This window comes from Nocardioides baculatus, assembly GCF_016735675.1.
Classification (GTDB): domain Bacteria; phylum Actinomycetota; class Actinomycetes; order Propionibacteriales; family Nocardioidaceae; genus Nocardioides; species Nocardioides baculatus.
In genome coordinates this window covers 267,578-291,207 of record NZ_JAERSG010000004.1, presented here as the reverse complement: position 1 = coordinate 291,207, position 23,630 = coordinate 267,578, and the positions used below count along the sequence as shown (strand labels likewise).

The 23,630-nt window shown below is 72.8% G+C and carries 25 protein-coding genes; 17 read left to right on the top strand and 8 right to left on the bottom strand.

Annotation, left to right across the window (positions count from 1 at the left end):
- Window positions 1-47 precede the first annotated feature (47 nt).
- The 9 genes from glmS to tsaD are packed head-to-tail and all read left to right on the top strand — an operon-like array spanning window position 48 to window position 8,911.
- Window positions 48-1,892: a glutamine--fructose-6-phosphate transaminase (isomerizing) gene (gene glmS / locus JI751_RS14500; RefSeq protein ID WP_201938168.1), complete on the top strand. Its 1,845-nt coding sequence runs from the start codon at window positions 48-50 to the stop codon at window positions 1,890-1,892.
- A 4-nt stretch (window positions 1,893-1,896) separates the two neighbouring features.
- Window positions 1,897-2,250 carry a holo-ACP synthase gene (locus tag JI751_RS14495; protein ID WP_201938166.1) on the top strand — a complete coding sequence of 118 codons (354 nt, stop codon included), beginning with the start codon at window positions 1,897-1,899 and terminating at the stop codon, window positions 2,248-2,250.
- A gap of 3 nt (window positions 2,251-2,253) precedes the next feature.
- Entirely contained in the window at window positions 2,254-3,648 is a 1,395-nt protein-coding gene (locus JI751_RS14490; protein ID WP_201938164.1) for a bifunctional ADP-dependent NAD(P)H-hydrate dehydratase/NAD(P)H-hydrate epimerase, read from the top strand.
- Between the two features lie 8 nt (window positions 3,649-3,656).
- Window positions 3,657-4,811, top strand: a complete 1,155-nt coding sequence (alr, locus tag JI751_RS14485; RefSeq protein ID WP_201938162.1) for an alanine racemase — start codon at window positions 3,657-3,659, stop codon at window positions 4,809-4,811.
- The gene (locus JI751_RS14480) at window positions 4,808-5,875 is read left to right on the top strand and encodes an alpha/beta fold hydrolase (RefSeq protein ID WP_201938160.1); all 1,068 of its coding nucleotides are present in this window, start codon (window positions 4,808-4,810) and stop codon (window positions 5,873-5,875) included. Before alr ends, JI751_RS14480 begins: the two co-directional genes overlap by 4 nt.
- A complete protein-coding gene (gene tsaE, locus JI751_RS14475; RefSeq protein ID WP_201938158.1) occupies window positions 5,872-6,759 on the top strand; it encodes a tRNA (adenosine(37)-N6)-threonylcarbamoyltransferase complex ATPase subunit type 1 TsaE in 888 nt (295 codons plus the stop codon). Before JI751_RS14480 ends, tsaE begins: the two co-directional genes overlap by 4 nt.
- Window positions 6,760-6,769: 10 nt before the next feature.
- Window positions 6,770-7,408, top strand: a complete 639-nt coding sequence (gene tsaB, locus JI751_RS14470) for a tRNA (adenosine(37)-N6)-threonylcarbamoyltransferase complex dimerization subunit type 1 TsaB (protein WP_201938149.1) — start codon at window positions 6,770-6,772, stop codon at window positions 7,406-7,408.
- Entirely contained in the window at window positions 7,405-7,872 is a 468-nt protein-coding gene (locus JI751_RS14465; protein WP_201938140.1) for a GNAT family N-acetyltransferase, read from the top strand. The genes tsaB and JI751_RS14465 overlap by 4 nt, the downstream gene beginning before the upstream one ends.
- Window positions 7,865-8,911 (top strand): tRNA (adenosine(37)-N6)-threonylcarbamoyltransferase complex transferase subunit TsaD, encoded by a 1,047-nt coding sequence (tsaD, locus tag JI751_RS14460; RefSeq protein ID WP_201938131.1) that lies wholly within the window; start codon window positions 7,865-7,867, stop codon window positions 8,909-8,911. The genes JI751_RS14465 and tsaD overlap by 8 nt, the downstream gene beginning before the upstream one ends.
- 83 nt (window positions 8,912-8,994) lie before the next feature.
- Here tsaD and JI751_RS14455 read toward each other — a convergent pair whose 3' ends face one another.
- The gene (locus JI751_RS14455; RefSeq protein ID WP_201938122.1) at window positions 8,995-10,440 is read right to left on the bottom strand and encodes a hypothetical protein; all 1,446 of its coding nucleotides are present in this window, start codon (window positions 10,438-10,440) and stop codon (window positions 8,995-8,997) included.
- A complete protein-coding gene (locus JI751_RS14450) occupies window positions 10,440-10,907 on the bottom strand; it encodes a hypothetical protein (protein ID WP_201938120.1) in 468 nt (155 codons plus the stop codon). The genes JI751_RS14455 and JI751_RS14450 overlap by 1 nt, the downstream gene beginning before the upstream one ends.
- A 173-nt stretch (window positions 10,908-11,080) precedes the next feature.
- Between JI751_RS14450 and JI751_RS14445 the strand changes: the two genes are divergently transcribed.
- Both JI751_RS14445 and JI751_RS14440 read left to right on the top strand, forming a co-directional pair.
- Entirely contained in the window at window positions 11,081-11,677 is a 597-nt protein-coding gene (locus tag JI751_RS14445; protein WP_201938118.1) for a hypothetical protein, read from the top strand.
- Window positions 11,674-12,285: a hypothetical protein gene (locus JI751_RS14440; protein ID WP_201938115.1), complete on the top strand. Its 612-nt coding sequence runs from the start codon at window positions 11,674-11,676 to the stop codon at window positions 12,283-12,285. Before JI751_RS14445 ends, JI751_RS14440 begins: the two co-directional genes overlap by 4 nt.
- Before the next feature lie 10 nt (window positions 12,286-12,295).
- Here the strand turns inward: JI751_RS14440 and JI751_RS14435 are convergent, their stop codons facing one another.
- Window positions 12,296-13,534: a TolB-like translocation protein gene (locus JI751_RS14435; protein WP_201938113.1), complete on the bottom strand. Its 1,239-nt coding sequence runs from the start codon at window positions 13,532-13,534 to the stop codon at window positions 12,296-12,298.
- On the bottom strand, window positions 13,531-14,097 hold the full coding sequence (locus JI751_RS14430; RefSeq protein ID WP_307814252.1) for a SigE family RNA polymerase sigma factor: 567 nt from the start codon (window positions 14,095-14,097) through the stop codon (window positions 13,531-13,533). The genes JI751_RS14435 and JI751_RS14430 overlap by 4 nt, the downstream gene beginning before the upstream one ends.
- Before the next feature lie 145 nt (window positions 14,098-14,242).
- Here JI751_RS14430 and JI751_RS14425 point away from each other — a divergent pair, with 145 nt between their 5' ends.
- Complete coding sequence (locus tag JI751_RS14425) at window positions 14,243-15,349, top strand: S-(hydroxymethyl)mycothiol dehydrogenase (protein ID WP_201938111.1); 1,107 nt, start codon at window positions 14,243-14,245, stop codon at window positions 15,347-15,349.
- Entirely contained in the window at window positions 15,346-15,972 is a 627-nt protein-coding gene (locus JI751_RS14420) for an MBL fold metallo-hydrolase (protein WP_201938109.1), read from the top strand. The genes JI751_RS14425 and JI751_RS14420 overlap by 4 nt, the downstream gene beginning before the upstream one ends.
- Window positions 15,973-15,975: 3 nt before the next feature.
- Here the strand turns inward: JI751_RS14420 and JI751_RS14415 are convergent, their stop codons facing one another.
- Both JI751_RS14415 and JI751_RS14410 read right to left on the bottom strand, forming a co-directional pair.
- Window positions 15,976-16,524, bottom strand: a complete 549-nt coding sequence (locus JI751_RS14415) for a helix-turn-helix domain-containing protein (RefSeq protein WP_201938107.1) — start codon at window positions 16,522-16,524, stop codon at window positions 15,976-15,978.
- 384 nt (window positions 16,525-16,908) lie between these two features.
- Window positions 16,909-17,469 carry a TOPRIM nucleotidyl transferase/hydrolase domain-containing protein gene (locus tag JI751_RS14410; protein ID WP_201938104.1) on the bottom strand — a complete coding sequence of 187 codons (561 nt, stop codon included), beginning with the start codon at window positions 17,467-17,469 and terminating at the stop codon, window positions 16,909-16,911.
- Window positions 17,470-17,552: 83 nt separating this feature from the next.
- On the opposite strand from JI751_RS14410, the gene JI751_RS14405 reads away from it, so the two are divergent.
- Together JI751_RS14405 and JI751_RS14400 are read left to right on the top strand one after the other, a co-directional pair.
- Complete coding sequence (locus JI751_RS14405; protein ID WP_201938102.1) at window positions 17,553-18,011, top strand: GNAT family N-acetyltransferase; 459 nt, start codon at window positions 17,553-17,555, stop codon at window positions 18,009-18,011.
- Between the two features lie 61 nt (window positions 18,012-18,072).
- Entirely contained in the window at window positions 18,073-19,869 is a 1,797-nt protein-coding gene (locus JI751_RS14400) for a glycoside hydrolase family 3 protein (RefSeq protein WP_201938100.1), read from the top strand.
- On the opposite strand, the gene JI751_RS14395 is transcribed toward JI751_RS14400, so the two are convergent.
- Together JI751_RS14395 and JI751_RS14390 are read right to left on the bottom strand one after the other, a co-directional pair.
- The gene (locus tag JI751_RS14395; protein WP_201938092.1) at window positions 19,863-20,168 is read right to left on the bottom strand and encodes a hypothetical protein; all 306 of its coding nucleotides are present in this window, start codon (window positions 20,166-20,168) and stop codon (window positions 19,863-19,865) included. The two genes, JI751_RS14400 and JI751_RS14395, sit on opposite strands and share 7 nt — an antisense overlap.
- Window positions 20,169-20,204: 36 nt before the next feature.
- Complete coding sequence (locus JI751_RS14390; RefSeq protein WP_201938090.1) at window positions 20,205-21,380, bottom strand: class I SAM-dependent methyltransferase; 1,176 nt, start codon at window positions 21,378-21,380, stop codon at window positions 20,205-20,207.
- A gap of 201 nt (window positions 21,381-21,581) precedes the next feature.
- On the opposite strand from JI751_RS14390, the gene groES reads away from it, so the two are divergent.
- Both groES and groL read left to right on the top strand, forming a co-directional pair.
- Entirely contained in the window at window positions 21,582-21,875 is a 294-nt protein-coding gene (groES, locus tag JI751_RS14385) for a co-chaperone GroES (RefSeq protein ID WP_201938088.1), read from the top strand.
- Between the two features lie 99 nt (window positions 21,876-21,974).
- A complete protein-coding gene (gene groL / locus JI751_RS14380) occupies window positions 21,975-23,597 on the top strand; it encodes a chaperonin GroEL (RefSeq protein WP_201938080.1) in 1,623 nt (540 codons plus the stop codon).
- The last annotated feature ends 33 nt before the right edge of the window (window positions 23,598-23,630 follow it).

The following is a 23,630-nucleotide window of genomic DNA, read 5'->3' as shown; positions in this document are numbered from 1 at the left end:
GCGGCGGGCCGCGGGGGCGCGGAGGCCTGCCGATAGACTCCGCGGCCATGTGCGGAATCGTGGGATACGTGGGTGCCAAGCCGGCCGAGGGCGTCGTGATCGAGGGCCTGAGGCGCCTCGAGTACCGCGGCTACGACTCCGCCGGGATCGCCCTGGTCGACGCCGGATCGATCGTCAGCGACAAGCGGGCGGGCAAGCTCGCCAACCTCGAGAAGGCCATCGCCGAGTCGCCGCTGCCGCAGGTCACGACCGGCATCGGGCACACCCGCTGGGCGACCCATGGTCCGCCGACCGACCGCAACGCGCACCCGCACCTGGGCCGTACGCGCCGGGTGGCCCTCGTGCACAACGGCATCATCGAGAACTTCGCCGAGCTCCGCGGTCGCCTCGAGTCCGAGGGCGTCGAGATGGCCTCCGACACCGACACCGAGGTCGCGGCCCACCTGCTCGAGGAGCAGCTGGAGACCGGCGTCGACCTGACCGTCGCGATGCAGAACGTCTGCCGTGGGCTCCACGGCGCCTTCACGCTCGTCGCCGTCGACGCCCAGGACCCGGACCGCGTCGTCGCGGCACGCCGCAACAGCCCGCTGGTGGTCGGCATCGGCGAGGGCGAGAACTTCCTCGGCTCCGACGTCGCGGCCTTCATCGAGCACACCCGCGAGGCGATGGAGCTCGACCAGGACCAGGTCGTCACGATCACCCGCGACGGCGTCAGCGTGTCGGGCTTCGACGGCACCCCTGCCGAGGGCCGCCGCTACCACGTCGACTGGGACCTCTCGGCCGCCGAGAAGGACGGCCACGACTGGTTCATGCGCAAGGAGATCTTCGAGCAGCCGCGTGCCGTCGCCGACTCGCTGCTCGGCCGCCGCGGCGCCGACGGCCTGCTCCAGCTCGACGAGATGCGGCTCTCCGACCAGGACCTGCGCGACATCGACAAGATCATCATCATCGCGGCCGGCACCTCCTTCTACGCCGGCATGGTGGCGAAGTACGCCATCGAGCACTGGTGCCGGATCCCGGTCGAGGTCGAGCTCGCCAGCGAGTTCCGCTACCGCGACCCGATCCTCACCTCGTCCACGCTGGTGGTTGCCATCAGCCAGTCCGGCGAGACCGCCGACACCCTCCAGGCGATCCGGCACGCGCGCGAGCAGCGCTCGAAGGTGCTCTCGATCTGCAACACCAACGGCTCGACGATCCCGCGCGAGTCCGACGGCGTCATCTACACCCACGCCGGTCCGGAGATCGGCGTCGCGTCGACCAAGGGCTTCCTCACCCAGCTGGTCGCCTGCTACCTCCTCGCGCTCTACCTCGCGCAGGTCAAGGGCACCCGCTACGGCGACGAGATCTCCCAGGTGATGGACCAGCTCGACCGGATGCCGGCGCACGTCCAGACCGTGCTCGACAAGTCCGAGGAGGTCTACGGCCTCGCCCGCGACCACGTGGGGAGCCGGTCGGTGCTGTTCCTCGGTCGTCACGCCGGCTATCCGGTCGCCCTCGAGGGTGCGCTCAAGCTCAAGGAGATCGCCTACCTCCACGCGGAGGGCTTCGCGGCCGGTGAGCTCAAGCACGGTCCGATCGCGCTGGTCGAGGACGGCCTGCCGATCCTGTGCATCGTGCCGCCCCGGGGGCGCGACCAGCTCCACGACAAGATGATCAGCGGCATCCAGGAGGTGCGCGCCCGCGGCGCCCGTACCCTCTGCCTGGCCGAGGAGGGCGACACCGCCATCGAGCCCTACGCCGACGTGCTGATCACGCTGCCCCGGGTGCCGGTGCTGCTGCAGCCACTCGTCGCGGTCGTGCCGCTGCAGCTCTTCGCGTGCGAGCTGGCCACCCAGCTCGGCCACGACGTCGACCAGCCGCGCAACCTCGCCAAGTCCGTCACGGTGGAGTAGAGGCATGCCGGTCATCGGCGTCGGCATCGACGTGGTCGACATCGACCGCTTCGTGCAGTCCCTCGAGCGCACGCCTGCCCTGCGGGAGCGGCTGTTCACCGACGCCGAGGCCTCGCGCCCGCCGGCCTCGTTGGCGGCCCGCTTCGCAGCGAAGGAGGCCATCGCCAAGGCGCTCGGCGCCCCGGTCGGGATGGCGTGGCACGACGCCGAGATCGTCTCGGAGGAGACCGGACGGCCGCGCTTCGAGATCCGCGGGACCGTCGCCGCCCAGGCGGAGGCGCTGGGCGTCGTCCACGTCCACGTCTCGCTGTCCCACGACGCCGGCATCGCCTCCGCCGTCGTGATCCTGGAGTCCTAGCCGATGCTGCGCGCCCACCTCATCGACGACGTACGCCGTGCGGAGGCCGCCGCGATGGCGCACCTGCCCGACGGGGCGCTCATGCAGCGCGCCGCCGCCGGCCTGGCCGCCGCCGTGCTCGACGTCCTGGGCCGTGCGTACGGCAGCCGCGTGCTGCTGCTGGTCGGGCCCGGCGACAACGGGGGTGACGCCCTCTGGGCAGGCGCCCGGCTCGCCGGTCGCGGGGTCGCGGTCGAGGCACTGCTCCTCGCCGATCGGGTCCACGAGGCAGGCCTCGCAGCCCTCCACGCGGCGGGCGGGAGGTCGACGCGCGACCTCGACGACCTCCACGACGCCCCCGACCTGCTCGTGGACGGCATCGTCGGCATCGGCGGGCGCCCCGGCCTGCGTCCGGAGGCGGTCGCCGCCCTCGAGGCGTACGCCGACGTGCCCGTCGTCGCGGTCGACGTGCCGTCCGGCGTCGACGTCGACACCGGCCGCCTCGAGGGCCCCCACGTGCGCGCCGCCCTCACCGTCACCTTCGGCACCCACAAGGTCGCCCACCTCGTGGACCCCGCCTCGACCGCCAGCGGCGCCCTCCACCTGGTCGACCTCGACCTCGACCTGATCGGCGGGCCGGCCGTCGAGGCGCTCCAGCCCGACGACGTACGCGGTCTGCTCCCGCGGCCGGGGCTCGACGCACAGAAGTACACCCGCGGGGTCGTCGGAGTGCGCGCCGGCTCGAGCACCTACCCGGGCGCGGCGCTCCTCGCGGTCTCCGGCGCCAACACCGGCCTGGTCGGGATGGTCCGCTACGTCGGTCCCGCGCATGTCGCCGACACCGTGCGTACGGCCCACCCGGAGGTCGTCGGCGCCGGTCGGGTGCAGGCGTGGGTCGTCGGCCCCGGCGGTGGCGACGACGCGGCGACGATGCTCGCCGAGGCACGTCGGGACGGCGTGCCCGTCGTCGTGGACGCCGACGCCCTCGGGCACCTGGACGAGGCGGCGGCGGACTGGGTCCTCACCCCGCACGCCGGTGAGCTCGCGGCGATGCTGGGCGCCGAGCGGGAGGCGGTCGAGGCCGCACCGCTCGAGCACGCCCGCGACGCGGCCCGTCGCTGGGGCTGCACGGTGCTGCTCAAGGGCCACCACACGCTGGTCGCCGCGCCCGACGGTCGGGTCCGGGTCACCACGACAGGGGTGCCGTGGCTGGCCACCGCAGGCGCCGGCGACGTGCTCGCGGGCCTGGTCGGCGCGTTGCTCGCCTCGGGCCTGGAGCCCCACGACGCCGCCTCCGTCGGGTCCTGGCTGCACGGCGCGGCCGCCACGCAGGCCGCCGCCGGCGGGCCGCTGACGGCGAGCCGGGTCGCGGTCCAGATCCCGCAGGTCGTGCGCGAGACGCTCGCAGGGCTGGGATGATCGGGTCCATGACCGGTCCCGCGTCCCCACGCGCCGAGATCGTGGTCGACCTCGCTGCCATCCGCCACAACGTGCGGGTCCTGCGCGACCTGGTGCAGGTCGATGCCCCGGTGCAGCTGATGGTCGTGGTGAAGGCCGACGGCTACGGCCACGGCATGGTCGAGGTCGCCGAGGCGGCGCGCGACGCGGGGGCGGACTGGCTCGGCGTGGCCACGATCGACGAGGCGCTCGCCCTGCGCGCGGCCGGCGACCGGGGCCACCTCCTCTGCTGGCTGAGCGCGCCGGGCGACGACTTCGCCGCTGCCGTCGCGGCGGGCGTCGAGGTGACGGCGTACACCGTCGCGGAGCTCGAGGAGATCGCCGCCGTCGGGGGAGGAGCCCGGGTCCAGCTCAAGGTGGACACGGGCCTGTCGCGGGGCGGCGCGCCGCGCGCGGACTGGCGCGACCTCTTCGCCGTCGCGAGCGAGCTCGAGCACGCGGGCCGGATCACCGTGACCGGCATCTGGTCGCACTTCGTGGCCAGCGACGAGCCGGCGCACCCCATGAACGACGCGCAGGAGGCTGCCTTTCGCGAGGCGCTCGACCTGGCCGCCGGCGCCGGGCTCGACCCCGAGGTCACCCACCTGGCCAACTCGGCGGCCGCGATCCTGCGCCCGTCGTCGCACTTCGACCTGGTCCGCTGCGGCATCGCGGCCTACGGCCTCGACCCGGCGCCCGGCGAGACCCCTCGCCTCGGCCTGCGTCCGGCGATGACCGCGCGGGCGCGGCTGGTGATGAGCAAGCCGATCACCGCGGGCGACGGCGTCTCCTACGGCCACACCTGGGTCGCCGACCACGACACGAGCGTCGGCCTCGTCCCCGCGGGGTACGGCGACGGCGTGCCCCGCGCCGCGGGCAACAGCGCGTCGGTGTGGGTCGACGACTCGCGCCGGCCGATCCGCGGCCGGGTCTGCATGGACCAGGTCGTCGTCGACCTCCACGGCGAGCTGCCGCCACCGGGCACCGAGGTCGTCCTCTTCGGCCCGGGCGACCGCGGCGAGCCGACCGCGCAGGACTGGGCGGAGGCCGTCGGCACCATCAGCTACGAGATCGTGACGCGGATCGGTGGCCGGTTCGAGCGCCGCCACACGGACAGCGAGACCAGCGAGGACGGGACGGAATGAGCATCAAGGGCCGGATCTTCGGCACCGTCGTCGGCGCGGCCGGCCTGGCCGCTGCCGCGGGCGCGGCCGGCATCGTGCGCCAGAGCCGCATCATCGGCCGCCGCGACGCGGGGGAGCGGGTGGCGTTCGGCGAGCTGCACAGCGCTCGCCGGGTCGTGGTGGCCGACGACGCGCTCGACCTTCACGTCGAGATCGACGAGCCGGCGGACTTCGGCGGGCAGCCGTCCACCGACGACGACCTCACCGTGGTCTTCGTGCACGGCTACTCCCTCAACCTCGACAGCTGGCACTTCCAGCGCGCGGCCTACCGCGGCCAGGTCCGCACCGTCTTCTACGACCAGCGCAGCCACGGGCGCTCGGCGCGGTCCGACGAGGACCACTGCACGATCGACCAGCTCGGCCAGGACCTGCGCCGCGTCATCGAGGACACCGTCCCCGGCCGCTGCGTGGTCGTGGGCCACTCGATGGGCGGCATGACGGTGATCTCGCTCGCCGAGCTGCACCCGGAGCTCTTCGGCGACAAGGTCGTCGGTGCGGTCCTGATGTCCACCACGGCCGGCGGCCTCGACCCGGGCCGGATCCTGTTCCCCATGCTCCCGCTGGGCCTCGGCGGCCGGTTCGTCGGGCGCGCCGTGCGCACGCTCGACCGGGGTCACCGCGTGGTCGACGTGGCCCGGGCGTGGGGGCACGCGGTGGCCGACGTGGTCACCGACCGCTACGCCTTCGGCACCGACGAGGTGCCCGTCTCGCACGTCGAGTTCGTCTACTCGATGCTCAACGCGACGCCGTTCGCCGTCGTCGCGGACTTCTACCCGGCCTTCGCGTCGCTCGACAAGTTCGCGCACCTCGAGGCGCTGGGCCGGGTGCCGACGGCGATCATCTGCGGCACCGAGGACAAGATCACCTCGGTCGGGCACAGCCGCAAGCTGCACAGCCGGATCCCGGGCTCGAGCCTGCTGGAGTGCGAGGGCGCCGGCCACATGGTGCTCCTCGAGCACCACAAGCAGGTCACTGCCGAGATCGACGACCTCCTCTCGCTGGCCCAGGCGAGGGCGGCGCAGTGAGCGTCGTCGTACGCCGGATCGGCGTCGAGGCGGCCGCCGAGGTGCTGGCGGTGGTCCGGGCGGCGTTCGGCGCGCGCCCGCCCCTCGACCCGCCAGCCGACGCGCTGGCCGAGGACGAGGGGTCGATCGCCCGGCTGCTGGCCCGGCGCGCAGGCTTCCTCGCGACCGTGGACGACGTGCCGGTGGGGTGTGTCGTGCTGGACCCGACGCCCGACGGGCTGGTGCTGCGTCGCTTCGGCGTCGTACCCGCTGCCCAGGGCTTGGGCGTCGCGACCGCCCTCGTCGAGGCCGCCGTCGACGCCGCCGCCGGCCGCGAGGCGGTGAAGGTCGTCGCGCGCGAGGAGCTGCCGGAGACCGTGAGCTTCTGGGAGCGGCACGACTTCGTGGTGACCGGTCGCCACAGCCCCTATGTCGAGCTCGCGCTCTGGCTGGGCACCACCGTCGACTGCCCCGACGCCGACTCGATGCGGCGCCTGGGCGAGCGGGTCGGCCGCAGCCTGGTGGCCGGTGACCTGGTCGTCCTCACCGGCGAGCTGGGGGCGGGAAAGACGACCTTCACCCAGGGTCTCGGCACCGGACTCGACGTGCGCGGAGGGGTGACCTCGCCGACCTTCGTGATCGCGCGCGTCCACCCGTCGCTGGTCGACGGCCCCGACCTGGTGCACGTCGACGCCTACCGTCTCGGCGGCCTCGACGAGCTCGACGACCTCGACCTCGACGCATCGCTCGACTCGGCGGTCACCGTGGTCGAGTGGGGCTCGGGGATCGCCGAGGGACTGGCCGAGTCGCACCTCGAGGTCGTGATCGAGCGCGCGGTGGGGCAGGCGCCCGACGACGAGCTCGACCCCCGCCGCGTTTCACTGCGCTGGGTCGTCGGACAGTAATCTCGTCGCCGTGCTCCTCGCCCTCGACACCGCGACCCCGCTGGTGACCGTCGCGCTCCACGACGGCGAGCGCGTGGTGGTCGAGCTCTCGTCCGAGCAGCCGATGAAGCACGGCGAGCACCTCGCTCCCCTCATCGCCCGCGCGATGGAGGACGCCGGCATCGTGCGGCAGGACCTCACCGCGATCGCAGTGGGCGTCGGACCGGGCCCGTTCACCGGCCTCCGGGTCGGGATCGTCACGGCCCGCACACTCGGCTTCGTGCTCGACCTCCCGGTCTACGGCGTCTGCTCGCTCGACGCGATCGCCCTCCAGGTCGTCGAGACGTCCGCGCCCACGGGCAGCTTCCTCGTGGCCACCGACGCCCGGCGCAAGGAGGTCTACCTCGCGTCCTACGACGCCGACGGGCGCCGCCTCGAGGGACCGGTCGTGGCGAAGCCGGCCGAGGTCGCCACCGACGCGCCCGTGGCGGGAGCCGGTCCGCTCCTCTACCCCGACCACTTCCCGCACGCCATCACCCCCGACAGGCCGGGTGCGGGGTGGATCGCCCACGGCGTCAGCGGTGAGCTCGTAGAATTGCTCGACCCCGAACCTCTCTACCTCCGGCGTCCCGACGCGGTCGCCGGAGCACCCAGAAAGCCGGTCTCGTGATCCGTCCCGCCGCCCTGGCCGACCTGCCGCGCCTGACCGCGCTCGAGCACGAGCTGTTCGGCGCCGACGCGTGGAACGAGTCGCTGGTGCGGCAGGAGATCGAGGGTCCCGGGCGCCGGTTCGTCGTGTCCGAGGACGCCTCCGGTGACCTCGACGGCTACGCCGTGACCATGTCCGCCGGCGACATCGTCGACCTGCTGCGCATCGCCGTACGCCCCGCGGCGCGGCGCGCGGGGCTCGCCTCGCAGCTGCTCGACGAGCTGCTGGTGGACACCGACGACGCCTCCCGGATGCTGCTCGAGGTCAGTGTGACCAACGTCGAGGCCCTCGGCTTCTACGTCGCTCGCCAGTTCAGCGTGATCGACGTAAGACCCCACTACTACCGCGACGGTTCCGAGGCGCTGGTCATGTGCCGCTGGCTCCCGGGCGCCGCCCGCGCGGAGACGGCGACGCTCCATGACTGACGAGCCACTCGTCCTGGGCATCGAGACGTCCTGCGACGAGACCGGTGTCGGCATCGTCCGCGGGCACACGCTCCTCGCCGACACCGTGGCGAGCAGCGTCGAGGAGCACGCCCGCTTCGGTGGCGTGGTGCCTGAGGTCGCCAGCCGCGCGCACCTCGAGGCGATGGTCCCCACGATCGAGCGAGCCGCCGAGACCGCCGGGATCGCGCTCAGCGACGTCGACGCGATCGCGGTGACGAGCGGCCCCGGTCTGGCCGGCGCGCTCCTCGTCGGCGTGGCCAGCGCGAAGGCGCTGGCGATCGGGCTCGGCAAGCCGATCTACGGCGTCAACCACCTCGCCGCCCACGTCGCCGTCGACCAGCTCGAGCACGGCCCGCTGCCCGAGCCCTGCCTCGCGATGCTCGTCTCCGGCGGCCACTCCAGCCTGCTCGAGGTCACCGACGTGACCGTCGGCGTCGAGCCGATGGGCTCGACGATCGACGACGCCGCCGGTGAGGCCTTCGACAAGGTCGCCCGACTGCTCGGACTGCCGTTCCCGGGCGGTCCGCACATCGACAAGGCGGCCCGCAGCGGCAACAGCGTCGCGATCGACTTCCCGCGTGGCCTGTCGAGCAAGCGCGACCTCGAACGGCACCGCTTCGACTTCTCGTTCTCCGGGCTGAAGACCGCGGTCGCGCGCTGGGTGGAGGCGCAGCAGCGCGACGGCGTGACGATCGACGTCGCCGACGTGGCCGCGTCGTTCCAGGAGGCCGTCTGCGACGTGCTCACCCGCAAGGCGATCGACGCGGCCACGAGCCGCGGGATCGAGGACATCCTCATCGGCGGCGGCGTGGCCGCCAACAGCCGCCTCCGGGCGATGGCCGAGGAGCGCGCCACCGCCCGGGGCATCCGGGTCCGGGTCCCGCGCCCCGGCCTCTGCACCGACAACGGGGCCATGGTCGCCGCACTCGGGGCCGAGCTCGTCGCGCGAGGACGTACGCCGTCGCTGCTGGACCTGCCGGCCGACTCGTCCCTGCCGATCACCACCGTCGTCGCCTGAGCCGTCGCCCGGACGGTGCGGACATGACGAAGGTCCCCGCCCGAGAGCGGGGACCTGCATCGTGGCGTCCTGGCTGAGCTGCCTCAGTCGAGGACGCCGGGTGCGACGTCGTCGTCGCCGAGCCAGTCCTGGTCGTAGACCAGGCTGTCGCGCTCGTTGTCCTTCTCGTCCTCGCCCCTGCGGCCACCGCGGCCCGAGGCGCCGCCGGCCGAACCGCGAGAACCTGAGCGGGAGCCGCTGGAGCCGGCACTGCGGCCACCAGCGCCACCGCGACCGCCGGCGCTGCCCTTGGCGCTGCCGCGACCGGACGCGCTGCCGGTGCCGCGTCCACCGGCCGAGCCGGCGCCGCGACCAGCCGCGCTGCCGGCCGAGCCGGCGCGGCCTGCGGAGCCGGCCGAGCCCGCGGAGCGCGACAGTGCGCCCGAGCCGCCCGCGCGAGCGGAAGAGCCGATCGGACGGACCGGCGTCGCGCCACGGGTCGCCGAGGTCGGCACCGCGCCCGGGCGCATCGCGCCTGCGGCCATCCCACCGGCACCGCCCGCTGCGCCGAGTGCCGCGGCCGACGCACCGGCCGAGGGAGCAGAGCCCGACGTCGTCGGCGTGGGCACGCTGCCGCTGGACCCGGTGTAGTCGATCCCGCTCTGCGTCGTCCCGATGACGGACGTCGACGGCGTCGGGTGCGGGTGGGGGTTCGGGACCGGGGTGGGGTTGGGATTCGGGTTCGGGGGCCACGGCTCCGGCGGCGGCGGAGGCGGCCACTCGACCGGCGGGGGCGGCGGAGGCGGAGTGATGATCGGGTCCTTGTCCTTGTCCCTGTCCTTGTCCTTGCCGTCGTCGTCCCTCCCGTCGTTGTCGTTGCCGGGGGGCTTCGGCGGCTCGCTCGGCGTGCCCGGGGTGCCGGGAGTGGTCGGCGTGGTGGGACTGGTCGGTGAGGTGGGCACGTGGGGCGGCGGCTCGGTCGGGTCCGGCTGGCCGTGGATCGCCTGCATCGGCGGGATCGCAGCGAGGAACGCGGTGTCCATCTTCTGCGCCCAGTCGGCGGCGGCGGCCTCCTGCTCGGCCTTCTGGCTGTTGTAGGTGTCCATCTTGGCGTTGGCCGCTGCCCGGTCCTCGCCGTCCTTCTTGATCTGCGCCGACGACGGCGGGGCACCGGGGGAGTAGGTCGGCGGCGTGTAGGTGGGCGGCTGCTCGAGCACGGCCATCTTCGCCTCGGCCTCCTCGGCCTTGCGCATGACCTCGGCGGTGTCGCGCAGGGCCACGCCAGCGTCGTTGATCTTGACCGACTTGTCCTTCATCGACTGTGCCGAGGCCTTGAACGCCTCGAGGATCCTGGTGGCGGTGACGCCGCCCAGTCCGTCATCGGTGCCGTCGCCCTCGCGGACCTTGGTCATCCCCTGCTGCATCGCTTCCGCGGTCAGGCCCAGCACCTGGGCGCTCATCTCCCAGTTGTTGCCGGCGCTGCTGGTCGCCTCGTGGCGCGCGCCCTGGAGGTACTGGCGCAGCCGTGCGCGCTCGGGTCCGATGCTCATCAGGAGGTGCTCCCGTCCGTGGCGGGCGCGGCAGGCGCCGGCGGCTCGGTGTAGTGGCCGTCGCCGATGGTGTCGGAGGACGACTCGTCCTGGGCGGCGGTGACGGTGGTGTTCACCTGCTCGATCGCCTGCTGGCGCATGGTCATCTCGGCGTTGGTGTCCGCGTCGACACCGGCCACCTCGGTGGCCCACAGCTGGAGCGCCTCGCTGTACTCGCGCAGCGAGTTGGCGAGCTTCTGGAACTCCTCGACAACCTCCTGGTGCGCCATCCGCGTGTTGACGCCGATGCGGTTCGCGTTGGTGGAGCCGCCGAACCAGCTGGGCGCGACGTCCGTGACGCCCTGGCCCTGGCTCTCGAGGCCGTCCGAGTTCTCCAGCAGGAGATCCCGGATCTGCTGGATCAGGCTTGGTGGAGCGTTGAGCACCGTCATGGCGTTCGTGACGATTCCGATGTCCGCGAGCAGCATGTCGCCCCCTATTCCCGCATCCCCCTGCGGTGAAACACGTTGTCGGCGTCAGTTTTGCATGATCCCGCTACCAGCGCAGATCCTCGGGAAGAGCGGCCGGCGTGCGTGGGTTACGGTCGGGGCGTACGCCGACCAACGACTCGGGGGGACGTGGCATGGGCCAACGTGGAGCGATGGCCGTCGCAGGGCTGGTGCTCGTGCTGACCGGGTGTGCGGGGGTCGACGAGCCGGACGGGGCGGACGGGCCGTCCGAGAGCCCGTCCAGTCCGTCGTCGAGCGAGCCGTCCCCGTCCGTGACGGGGCTGCCGGAGTCGACGCCGACCGTCGAGCCCGCCACCGGTGTCGAGCTCGAGGTCAAGGACTTCACCGTCAACGCGCCGGAGAAGTGGCGCATCACCAACGACACGCCGTTCGGGGACACCGCCGTCGGGCCGGTCGACGACGGCCGCAGCGGCGGGCTGCTGCTCGCGACCGTCGCCGAAGGCAACGTGTCGATCGCCCAGGCCATGCGTACGTCGTGGCAGCCGGGCGCCAAGCCGACAGGCTTCGAGGAGCAACCTCGGACGGTGCTCGGCGGCCTGAGCGCGTTCTACTACACGGCGGTGGGGAACAAGCTCCTCACCGAGCACGTGCTGGGGACGTCGGACTCGGGCTACTCGATCGAGCTCAACATCCAGCTCCCGAACGCCCTGTCGCCGGACCGACAGAAGGAGATCGTGGACTCGATCGTCGCCAGCTACCACAGCCCGCGACCGGGGGCCCCGGAATGAGCGGCCGCCGCAGGTCGTTCGTGGTGCTGGCAGCGCTCGTGCTCACGGTGAGCGGCTGCGGAGGTGGTGGCGAGAGCCCCCGACCGAGCAGCGGCGAGAGCACGGCCACGTCGAGCGAGTCGCCGTCGGCCGACGAGACCCCCACCGAGACGACGACCGAGACGACCCCCGAGGTGGAGCCGGCCGACGGTCCGGTCCTCCAGGTGGGCAGCTACAGCATCTCGGCCCCGCGACGTTTCAGGATCAACAACGACACCACCTTCGCCGACAGCGCGATCGGGTCCTTCGGGAACCGCCTCTCGGGAGGGGTCTTCCTGGGGGTCTACCAGGCCGACCAGCTGTCGCTGGACGAGGCGATGCGGCGTTCGTGGCGACCCGACCGCACGAAGCCCCCCGGCTTCGAGCGGCAGCCGACCACCGTGCTGGGCTCGCGGACGGCCTACTACTACACGGCCAGGGACGGCTCGACCTACATCGACCACGTCATGGGGATGTGGGACGGAGCGGGGCTGGTGGAGATCCGGGTCAACGTGCCCCGCATCATGCCGGCCGAGCAGCAGCGCGAGGTCGTCGAGTCGGTTCGGCTGACCTACAGCTCGGGGTCCTGACTCCCTGCCCTCAGCTCGGCATGGCCACCTTCAGGCCGGACACCCCCGCGCTCTCGATCCCGATGCGTTGCACCGAGCCGTCGAGCCCGAGTCGCATCATGACGTAGTCCTCGCCGCTCGCGAGGCGCACCACGAGTGCCTCGTCCCCGACCCAGGTCATCTGCGTCCAGAACCCGCCGACCGTACGGCGCGGGAGGGCGGCCTCGAAGGTGAGGACCTCCTCCCCGGTGGTCGCGTCGAGCACCGTGATGTCGCGCGAGCCGGACTCGGCCTCCGGCAGGGTGCCCACGACGTACGTCCCGGTCGCGCTGAAGGGGCCGAGACGGTGGTCGCAGGTGGTCCAGGCGGGCCTCCCGCCCCCTGCGGCGGCGTCGACGACACCTGAGCAGGTCGCGTCCGGACGGAACTCGGTGATGCCGGCCACCACGCCGAGCGTTGACGAAGCCGTGTCGGCCTGCAGCAGGCCGGGCACCTCGACCGGCTGGCCGCCGCTGGCCACGAAGGTCTTCGGGTCACCGATGTTGTACATCGCCCTGACCGCCACGGCGTCGTCGGACACGAAGCCGACGGGGATCACCGGCTCCTCCTCGGCCGTCGGCGCGAACGTCGTCTCGACCGGCTCCGTCCCACCGGCCGGATCGGCGACCATCACGCGCCACCGGGTGCCGTCGTACTCCGACCAGGCGATCCGCGCGCCGTCCGGGCTCTCGACGAGGCCGCCGGTGGGGACGCCGCCGTCGTCGACGCGGAGGTCCTCGCCCAGGAACTCGATGAACGCACCGGACTTGTCGGGCTCGTCGTAGCGCGCGACTCCCGCCCAGCCGTCGAGGTAGGGGGTGAGGGTGTCGTAGGCCGCGGGCAGGTCGAGCGTGCCGTCGGGCGTGATCAGCGTGGGGCCGTCGACGTCGAGGAGCGGGACGGGCGTCTGCTCGACGACCTCCGCGCTCTCCGGGTCGACCTCGATGGTCCCGGACGTCACCTCCGGTGCGGGGCTTGGACTCGGGGTCGGGCTCGGCGACTGCGTCGCGGGAGGTACGTCGCTGCGCTGGTTGGTGCCGGTGGCGGAGAGGCCGACCGGTATCGCGATGGCGAGGACCGCGGCGACGGCGCCGCCGGCCACGGCCGCCCGGCGGCGCTGGATGCGGCGCGCGCGGTGGCGTACGTCGGTCACGGTGAGGGGCGCGTGCTGGATCGGGTCGACCCGACGGTGCAGGGCGTCGTGGACCTGGTCCTCGAGGGGAGTGTTCATGAGGCGTCTCCGGACTCGCGGGGGTTGAGTGACTGGGGAGCGCGGGCGCGCAGTCCAGCGAGGGCGCGGCTGGCCTGGGACTTCACGGTGCCGGCCGAGATGCCGAGCACGTCGGCGATCTCGGCCTCGCTGAGCTGCTCGTAGTAGCGCAGCACGATGACGGCGCGCTGCTTGGGCGGCAGGGTCTGGACGTAGGACCAGAGGGCCCCGCCCATGCCGTCGTCGTACGTGTCGTGGGCGCCGGTCTCCGGCATCGTGTCGGTGGAGTGCTCGCGACGCTTCCACGCCCGCCGCCAGAGCGAGTTGTTCTCGTTGACCATGACCCGGCGGACGTAGCCGTCCAGTGCGCCGTGGTCGCGGATCTTGTCCCACGAGAGGTAGAGCTTGGCGAAGGCGTTCTGGAGGAGGTCCTCGGCGGAGGCGTGGTCACCCGCGAGGAGGTAGGCCGTCCGGTAGAGGGCGGGCTGCCGCGCGGCCATGTACGCCGAGAAGTCGGCGTCCTTGTGGCTGTTCCTGCCGCCGCGACGGTCCTGCGACCCCATGTCCACGAGTGTCGTGGTCACCCTCCACCTCCTGTCCGATATCGGGGCCCCCGGCGGGGGCGTGTCGGGGTGAGGACGCGATCGCCGGTCAGGGGGTTGCATCTGTTTGGCTCGCATTGCAAGGCTCACCGCGACGCACCCTCAACCGACGTACAGGAGACACCGCATGCAGCAGGTCAAGGCCGTGGTCGCACTCGCGAAGGGCGCGCCGGTCGAGGTGGTCACGATCAACGTCCCGGACCCGGGTCCGGGCGAGGCGGTGGTGAAGGTGCAGGCCTGCGGCGTGTGCCACACCGACCTGCACTACCGCGAGGGCGGGATCAACGACGACTTCCCGTTCCTGCTCGGGCACGAGGCCGCGGGCGTCGTCGAGGCGGTCGGGCCGGACGTGACGTCCGTGGCGCCGGGTGACTTCGTGGTCCTCAACTGGCGCGCGGTCTGCGGCAACTGCCGCGCGTGCGACCGCGGCGAGCCGTGGTACTGCTTCGCGACCCACAACGCGACCCAGAAGATGACGCTGGAGGACGGCACCGAGCTCTCGCCGGCCCTCGGGATCGGCGCCTTCGCGGAGAAGACGCTCGTCGCTGCCGGTCAGTGCACCAAGGTCGACCCGTCGGCCCGGGCCGCTGCGGTCGGCCTGCTGGGATGCGGCGTGATGGCCGGCCTCGGTGCGGCGATCAACACCGGCAACGTCGGACGCGGCTCGACCGTCGCCGTGATCGGCTGCGGTGGTGTCGGGATGGCCGCGATCGCCGGCTCCGCGCTGGCCGGCGCTGCTCGGATCATCGCGGTGGACGTCGACGACCGGAAGCTCGAGCTCGCCCGGTCGATGGGCGCGACCCACACGGTGAACTCGAAGGAGGTCGACGCCGTCGAGGCGATCCGCTCGCTGACGCCGCCGCCGGACGGCACCGGCCACGAGGGCGGCGCGGACGTCGTGATCGACGCCGTCGGTCGGCCCGAGACGTGGAAGCAGGCGTTCTACGCCCGCGACCTCGCCGGCACGGTCGTGCTGGTCGGCGTGCCCACCCCGGACATGAAGGTCCCCGACATCCCGCTGATCGACGTCTTCGGACGGGGCGGGTCGCTGAAGTCGTCCTGGTACGGCGACTGCCTCCCCTCGCGCGACTTCCCGATGCTCGTGGACCTCTACCAGCAGGGCCGGCTCGACCTGGACGCGTTCGTGAGCGAGGAGATCGGCCTCGGCGACGTCGAGGCCGCCTTCGACACGATGCACGCCGGCGGGGTCCTGCGTTCGGTGGTCGTCCTGTGAGCGCCCGGGTCGACCACGCCGTCGTCTCCGGCACCTTCAGCCTCGACGGCGAGACCCACGACGTCGACAACAACGTCTGGGTGATCGGCGACGACGAGCAGTGCCTGGTCGTCGACGCCCCGCACGACGTCGACGCGATCCTCCGCCTCGTCGGCGGTCGGGCGGTGAAGGCCATCGTCTGCACGCACGCGCACGACGACCACGTACGCGTCGCGCCGGCGCTGCGCGTCGCGACCGGTGCGCCGATCCTGCTGCACCCCGACGACCGGCCGCTGTGGGAGCTGACCCACGGTGGTGACGAGGAGGGCGCCGAGCTGTGGGACGTCGACCTGTCCGACGGGATGACGCTGACCATCGGCGGCGCAGCGGTGACGGTGATCCACACGCCCGGGCACGCGCCGGGTGCGGTGTGCCTCTACGTCCACGACCTCGGCTGCGTCTTCACCGGCGACACGCTCTTCGAGGGCGGTCCAGGCGCCACCGGCCGGTCGTACTCGGACGCCTCGGTGATCGAGGAGTCGATCCGGTCGCGCCTCTTCGACCTGCCGGACGACACGGTGGTGCACACCGGGCACGGCCCCGACACGACGATCGGCGCCGAGCGGGCGAACCTCGACGGCTGAGACTCACGCCGCGCGCCGCCGGCCGAACCGCTCGTCCCACTCCTCGTCGAGGTGCTGCGCCTCGGCCACGTGCTGGTGGTGCGCGGGGTGGTCGATCGGCGTGCCGAAGACCAGCCGCCAGCGCCGGCGCCGGTAGACCGACGTGTCGTAGCGGACGGCCGGCTCGAGCCGCTCGCGCGACCGGCGGCGCCACCTGCCGGCGTCGACGGTGCAGTCCAGGCCGCGTGGGACGTGCCACCCCGTCACCGTCAGGTCGACGTGCGCCGGGTAGCGCCGGCCACCGCGATCACGTGCGCCGTCGTCACGCATCGGCTCGACCTCGGCGCCGGTCTCGGTGTCGTGCACCGTGCTGCCGAGCCCGGCGAGCCGCATGAGCTGCTGCATCACGCTGACCCGCGGGCTCGTGCGTCCGGTCTCCCACCGCGCGACGACGGACTGCGAGACCCCGATCAGCGCGGCGAGCCCGCGCTGGGACACGTCGAGGATCCGCCGGACGCGGCGCACGAGCCCGGGTGTGCCGCCGTCGAACGGACCCAGCAGGTAGGCCTCCACCTCCTCCCTGGTCCACCTGCACGCGGGCGTCCACTCCTCGTTCGTCCGCACCTCTACCGCCATCTGCCTGCCCCGTTCCTCGGTCGTCGTGGGTGTCGTCCGTGAGTCCACCCACCCCCACCGACAGCAGCGCCGAGGTCCTCCACAGCCGTCGTTCCTCCACAGGCTGCGGATGCCGTACGGGCCCGCCGTCCCTGCCCCTCCGCGGTCCCTCCGCTCCGCACTGGCCCCTGAGTCGCCCAGAGACTCAAGGGCCAGTGACCGCGGTGGTCGTGCCCGCGCTTGCACCTGAGTCGCTCAGAGACTCAAGGGCCAGTGACCGCGGGAGGGAGGGGATGGGAGGACGGGGGAGCGGGGGTGGTGGACGGGAGGCGTGGCGGGTGGTCAGGTCGGCGGCTCGACGCCGAGGTGGCTGAGGAGCGAGCGCAGGGGCGGGGGCTCGGACCCGCGGGGCAGTGCCTCGACGAGGAGGCGGGCGTAGCGCTCCTTCCGGCCGCTCTGCGAGGTCATGAAGCGCGCCAGCAGCTCCTCGCGGGTCCACCCGGCCTGGGCGGGCATCTGGGCGAGGAGCTCGAGCGACCGTGTCTCGCCGGCGGCGGCGATGACCCGCTCGACCTGGGTGACGCCGAGCGCGCGTCGGAGCTCGTCCTCGAGGTCGCGGGTGCAGCAGAAGAAGCCGTACGCCTCCAGGTCGGCGTCCTCGGTGGCGATCACGCCCGCCGCTGCGAGGCCGCGTCGGACGAACCGCACCTCGGGGTCGTCGTACAGCCCGGCGAGGCGATGGCCGGCCCCGTGCAGGCGGGTGGCGACGGTGCGGATGTGGGTGATGCCGCCCATCGGCAGCACGTCGACGTCGTACGTCGCGAGCGGGCGGCCCCACGACGTGGCGAGGGCGTGCAGCGCCACGGCGTCGCTGCGTCCCTCGACGAGCACGGTGGTGCGCACGTGCCCAGTGAACCCCGGAGCGGGCCGCGGTGCCGAGCGATATTCCGGTTGCCCGACTGCGGTGAGCCGCTAGCGTCGCGGGCATGAGCAGCGATCCGTTCGTGCCCGAGGACTTCGAGCCGCCGACACGGCTGGAGGCCGAGCAGTTCGTCCTCGAGCCGCTCGGGCCGGAGCACAACGACTCCGACCTCGCGGCGTGGAGCTCGAGCATCGAGCACATCCGGTCGACACCCGGCTATCCCGACGGCAGCTGGCCGCCGGTGGGCGGGATGTCGTCGGAGGCCAACCTCGGCGACCTCACGCGGCACGCGGCCGACTTCGTGGCGCGCAAGGGATTCACGTTCACGGTGCTCGAGCCGGGATCGGGCGAGGTCATCGGCTGCGTCTACCTCTACCCGACCAAGGCCGACGGCCACGACGTCGAGGTGCAGTCGTGGGTGCGCGCGGACCGGGCCGAGCTCGACGTCCCGCTGGCGGACGCGGTCGCCGCGTGGCTGGCCTCGGACTGGCCCTGGGAACGCCCCGAGCGCCACGGCAGGTGACGCCTGCCACCGGGTGCGGCGCCGGCTGGGACGTGTCCGACGGCCGTGCCACCATGACGGGATGCCTGCCCGCCTGACCACGTTGGTCGCGTCCCTCGCGCTGGTCGCGACGGCTGCGGCGTGCACTGGCGAGGACACGCCGGCGGAGAAGGAGAAGGACGCGCGCAGCACCGCGGCCAGCAGCACGCCGACCGTCCCGCCGACGCCGTCGGAGGCGCTGGGCCTGGTCGAGGGCTGGGGTCCGGACCGTGCGGAGCTCGACAGGGCGGCGAAGATCGTCGGCCGGATGCGGCTGCCCGACCTGGCCGGGCAGGTGATCGTCGCCGACTGGAGCGGCACGCGCGCGCCGGTCGCGATGGTGCGCGACCTCCACCTCGGCGGCGTGATCGCCTTCAGCTCCAACGTCGCGTCGGCCGACCAGATCCGGGGCGTCAACGCCGCGCTGACCCGGCAGGTACGCCGGAAGTGGCCGCTGTTCCTGGGCGTCGACCAGGAGGGCGGCGTGGTGGAGCGGCTGCGAGGAGCGGCGAGCCGCTTCCCGACGTTCATGAGCGTCGGCGCCGCCGGCGACCCGGCGCTGACCGAGCAGGCGTACGCCGCCAGCGGAGCCGAGCTGCGCGGACTCGGCTTCACCGTCGACTTCGCTCCCGATGCTGACGTCACCTCCGGACCGGGCGACCCGACGATCGGATCCCGGGCGGCGTCGTCGAGGCCCGCGACCGTGGCCGAGCACGTCGTCGCCGCGGCCGGCGGGTTCGCCGGCGCGGGCGTCCTCCCGGTCATCAAGCACTTCCCCGGCCACGGCTCGGTCCCGGCCGACAGCCACCTCACGCTTCCCGTGCAGACGAAGTCGCTCGCGGACCTCGAGGCCGCCGACCTCGTCCCCTTCCGCGAGGCGGTCGCGGCCGGCCTGCCGTCGGTGATGGTGGGCCACATCGACGTCCGGGCGGTCGACCCGCGCGTGCCGTCCTCGCTGTCGCGCAAGGTCACCACGGGGCTCCTCCGCGACGAGCTGGGGTTCGACGGGCTGGTCGTGACCGACTCGTTGCGGATGGCGGGCGTCACCCGCGGCCGCCCACCGGGACGGGTGGCCGTCCAGGCGATCCGTGCCGGTGCCGACGTGCTCCTGATGCCGCAGTCGCCGGCGCTGGCTCGCGCCGCGCTCGTGAAGGCGGTCCGGTCCGGGACCCTCACGCGGCGACGTCTCGAAGCGTCGGCAGCCCGCCAGATCGCCCTGCTCACCCACCTGGCCGCGACCGGTGGCCGCGGCAAGCCCGTCGGCTCCGCCGCAGGCGCGTCCCGCAGCCTGTCCGCCGCGGCGATCACCGTCACGGACGGAGCGTGCTCAGGCCGCCTCGTCGGGGACGCCGTCCATGCCTACGGCGACGCGGGCGCAGTGAGCACCTTCGCCGCCGCTGCCGACCGCGCCGGCCTTCCGGTCCTGCTGCGACGCTCGCCGCCGAGCAGGCTGGCCGACGCGAAGCCGAGACCCGAGCGCCGCACGAAGGAGGGCAAGCGCCACTTCAGGAAGCGCCTGCGGGCGTGGGAGAAGGCCGAGCGCCGCCGCGAACGCCGGCTCGCTGTCTGGACCGCCCGCGAGGACGCGCGCCTTGCAGCCGGGACCGGCGTCGGGTTCACCGGCTTCCACGACGCACCCGTCGACGGCGCGGTCGCGGTCGCCACGGACTCGCCGTGGGTGCTGGGCCAGGTCGGCGCACCCGTCCGCATCGCGACGTACGGCGACACGCCCGCGGCGATGGACGTGCTCGTCGAGGTGCTGCTCGGCAGCTCCACCGCTCCGGGACGGCTCCCGGTGAAGGTGGCCGGCGTCGGGCGCGCCGGCTGCGCGGCTCAGTAGGGAGGTCGCTCCGCGGCACCCGGGGGTTGCTCAGGTGACTCGGGTGGCTGCTCGGAGGGCGGCTCGGCGGCGCGCGCGGAGTCAAGTGCGGAGTCAGGTGTGGAGGCAGCCTCGGCCTCGGCCCGGTCGGCGGCCATCTGCGCCGCGAGCACCTCGTCCTCCCAGGTCGGTACGGAGTCGAGGGACGGAGGCGGCTCGAGCTTCTCGAGCTCGCTGCGCTGCTGCTTGGCCCAGCGGTTCGTCGCCAGCAGCAGGCCTGCCGCGACGATCGCCAGGAGGAGGAGCTGGACTGGTCCCATGGCGGACATTGTGGGCCGTGGAGCGCCGCTGTGAGGTCAGAACGGCTCGACCAGCAGGGCCGTGCCCTGGCCGGCCACGCGGGTCAGGACGAGGGTCGCCTCCTCGTCGCCCCTGAGGGCGAGCCGCTTGCGTAGCTCGTCGGGCACGACCTGCACGCCGCGCTTCTTGATCGTCAGGCGTCCGATGCCGCGCTCGTGGAGCGCCGCGCGGAGCTGCTTCTCGCGGTAGGGGAGGTGCTCGACGACGCGGTAGCCTCGCGCGAACGGCGTACGGAAGGCGTCGTCGCCGGTGACGTAGGCGATGTGCTCGTCGACCAGGCCGCCGCCGACGCCCGCCGCGACCGCGGTCACCAGGCCGGCGCGGATCACGGCGCCGTCCGGCTCGTAGAGGTAGGCACCGACCTCGCGGACCTCCGCGCCCGGATCATCGTCCTCGGTGAGGGTGGCCAGCCCTCCCTCGCCGATCACGGTGGCGCGACGGTCGGTGGTCGCCAGGCTCGGCGACCACAGCACCGCCTCCTTGACCTCGCCGCCGTCGCTGACCCACTCGGCCTCGACACCTGGCGGCACCAGGTCGTGGCCGATGCCGGGCGCGACCTTCACCAGGGACCGCCGGGCCAGCAGGTCGAGGACCCACGACCACGGCGGGGTCCAGCCCTCCACGTCGAAGACGCGCCCTCGTCCACCGCGACGGGCGGGATCGGCGAAGGCGGCGTCGAAGCCGCCGGTGTCGATGGTGGTCGCGTCGCCGACCATCACGGCGCCCGCGAGCCCGAGGGCGGCCAGGTTGGCCTCGGCCATCGCGACCCGGACCGGGTCCTGGTCGATGCCGGCGGCGACCAGTCCGGCCCGGGCGAACGCGAGGAGGTCGCCGCCGATCCCGCAGCCGAGGTCGATGACGCTGCCCCCGGGGATCGCTGCCGCGAGCCGGGCCGCGCGGTGGTCGGCGACGCGGGTGCGGGTGGCCTGCTCGAGCGCGTCCGGGGTGAAGAACATGAGGGGAGCGGCGCTGCCGAACTTCACCGCCGCCTTCGCGCGCAGCTGCGCCTGCGTGGTCGCCGCGGCTGCCTTCTCGGCGTCGGGCTCGAGACGGCGTACGACGTTGGCGACCCGCACCGGGTCGCCCGGGTGGTCGGCCCAGGCCCGGCTCGCGTGGGCGACCAGCCGTTCGCCCTCGCTCGTCCGCAGCCAGTCCAGCGTCGCGATCTCCACGCGCGCATCCTGTCAGTTCCGCGGTGAGCGCCCGGCGCTAGCACTCGGTCAGGGAGAGTGCTAGCGTCTGTTCTGGCACTCTCGCCCCGAGAGCGCCAATGCCCGAGGCCCCGGTGCGACCCCCGCGACGGCGTGCCGACCAAGGTCCGGGCTCACGTCCCTGTTCCAATCTCGTGCAGAGAAAGTGGAGGTTGATCCGAAGTGTCGGTCAACATCAAGCCCCTCGAGGACCGCATCGTCGTCCAGACGCTCGAAGCCGAGCAGACCACCGCCTCTGGCCTGGTCATCCCGGACACCGCCAAGGAGAAGCCCCAGGAGGGCGAGGTCGTGGCGATCGGTCCCGGTCGCATCGACGACAAGGGCAACCGCGTCCCGCTCGACGTCGCGGTGGGTGACAAGGTCATCTACAGCAAGTACGGCGGCACCGAGGTCAAGTACAGCGGCCAGGAGTACCTGATCCTGAGCGCCCGCGACATCCTCGCGGTCGTTTCCTGATCCCCTTCGCCCGGAACGTCATACGGACGGGGCATGCACGTGCCCTCTCCGTATGACGTCCGGGCGAACCCCTTTCATCTCTGACGTAGGAGCACAGCAATGCCCAAGATCCTGGAGTTCGACGAGAACGCCCGCCGCGCGCTCGAGCGCGGCGTCGACGCCCTCGCCAACGCCGTCAAGGTGACGCTCGGCCCCAAGGGCCGCTACGTCGTCCTCGACAAGAAGTGGGGCGCCCCCACGATCACCAACGACGGTGTCACCGTGGCTCGCGAGATCGAGCTCGACGACCCGTTCGAGAACCTCGGCGCCCAGCTCACCAAGGAGGTGGCCACCAAGACCAACGACATCGCTGGTGACGGCACCACCACCGCCACCGTGCTGGCCCAGGCCATGGTCCACGAGGGCCTGCGCGCGGTCGCGGCCGGCGCCAACCCGATGGGTCTCAAGCGCGGCATGGACGCAGCGGCCGAGGCCGTCGGCGACGCGCTGCGCGAGGCGGCCCGTGAGGTCGAGTCGCGCGAGGACATGGCGTCCGTCGCGACGATCTCCAGCCGTGACAGCCACATCGGCGACCTGCTCGCCGAGGCCTTCGACAAGGTCGGCAAGGACGGCGTGATCACGGTCGAGGAGTCCAACACCATGGGCACCGAGCTCGAGTTCACCGAGGGCATGCAGTTTGACAAGGGCTACATCTCGGCCTACTTCGTCACCGACCCGGAGTCGATGGAGACCGTCCTCGACGACCCCTACATCCTGCTCCACCAGGGCAAGATCTCCTCGATCCAGGAGCTGCTCCCGGTCCTCGAGAAGGTCATCGGCACCGGCAAGCCGCTCTTCATCCTCGCCGAGGACGTCGACGGCGAGGCGCTCTCGACCCTGGTCGTCAACAAGATCCGCGGCACCTTCAACGTCGCCGCCGTGAAGGCCCCGGCCTTCGGTGACCGCCGCAAGGCGATGATGCAGGACATCGCGACCCTCACCGGCGCGCAGGTCGTCGCCCCCGAGGTCGGCCTCAAGCTCGACCAGGTGGGCCTCGAGGTCCTGGGCCAGGCCCGTCGCGTGGTCATCACCAAGGACCACACGACGATCGTCGACGGCGCCGGCGACAGCGCGGGCGTCGAGGGCCGCGTCAACCAGATCAAGGCCGAGATCGAGAACACCGACTCCGACTGGGACCGCGAGAAGCTCCAGGAGCGCCTCGCCAAGCTCGCCGGCGGTGTCTGCGTGATCAAGGTCGGCGCTGCCACCGAGGTGGAGCTCAAGGAGAAGAAGCACCGCATCGAGGACGCCGTCTCCGCGACGCGCGCCGCGATCGAGGAGGGCATCGTCCCCGGCGGTGGCTCCGCCCTCATCCACGCCGTCTCGGTGCTCGACGACAACCTCGGCCTCACCGGCGACGAGGCTGCCGGTGTGCGCGTGGTCCGCAAGGCGGCCGACGAGCCGCTGCGCTGGATCGCCGAGAACGGTGGCGTCAACGGCTACGTCGTGACCGCCAAGGTCCGCGAGCTCGGCGTCGGCAACGGCTACAACGCCGCCGACGACACCTACGGCGACCTCGTCGCCCAGGGCGTCCTCGACCCGGTCAAGGTCACCCGCTCGGCGCTCGTCAACGCGACCTCCATCGCCGCGATGCTGCTCACGACGGAGACCCTGATCGTGGACAAGCCCGAGGACGAGGAGCCGGCCGCCGGCGGTGGCCACGGCCACGGTCACGGCCACTGATCCACTGATCCAGCCGCCAGGCTGCGTCAACCA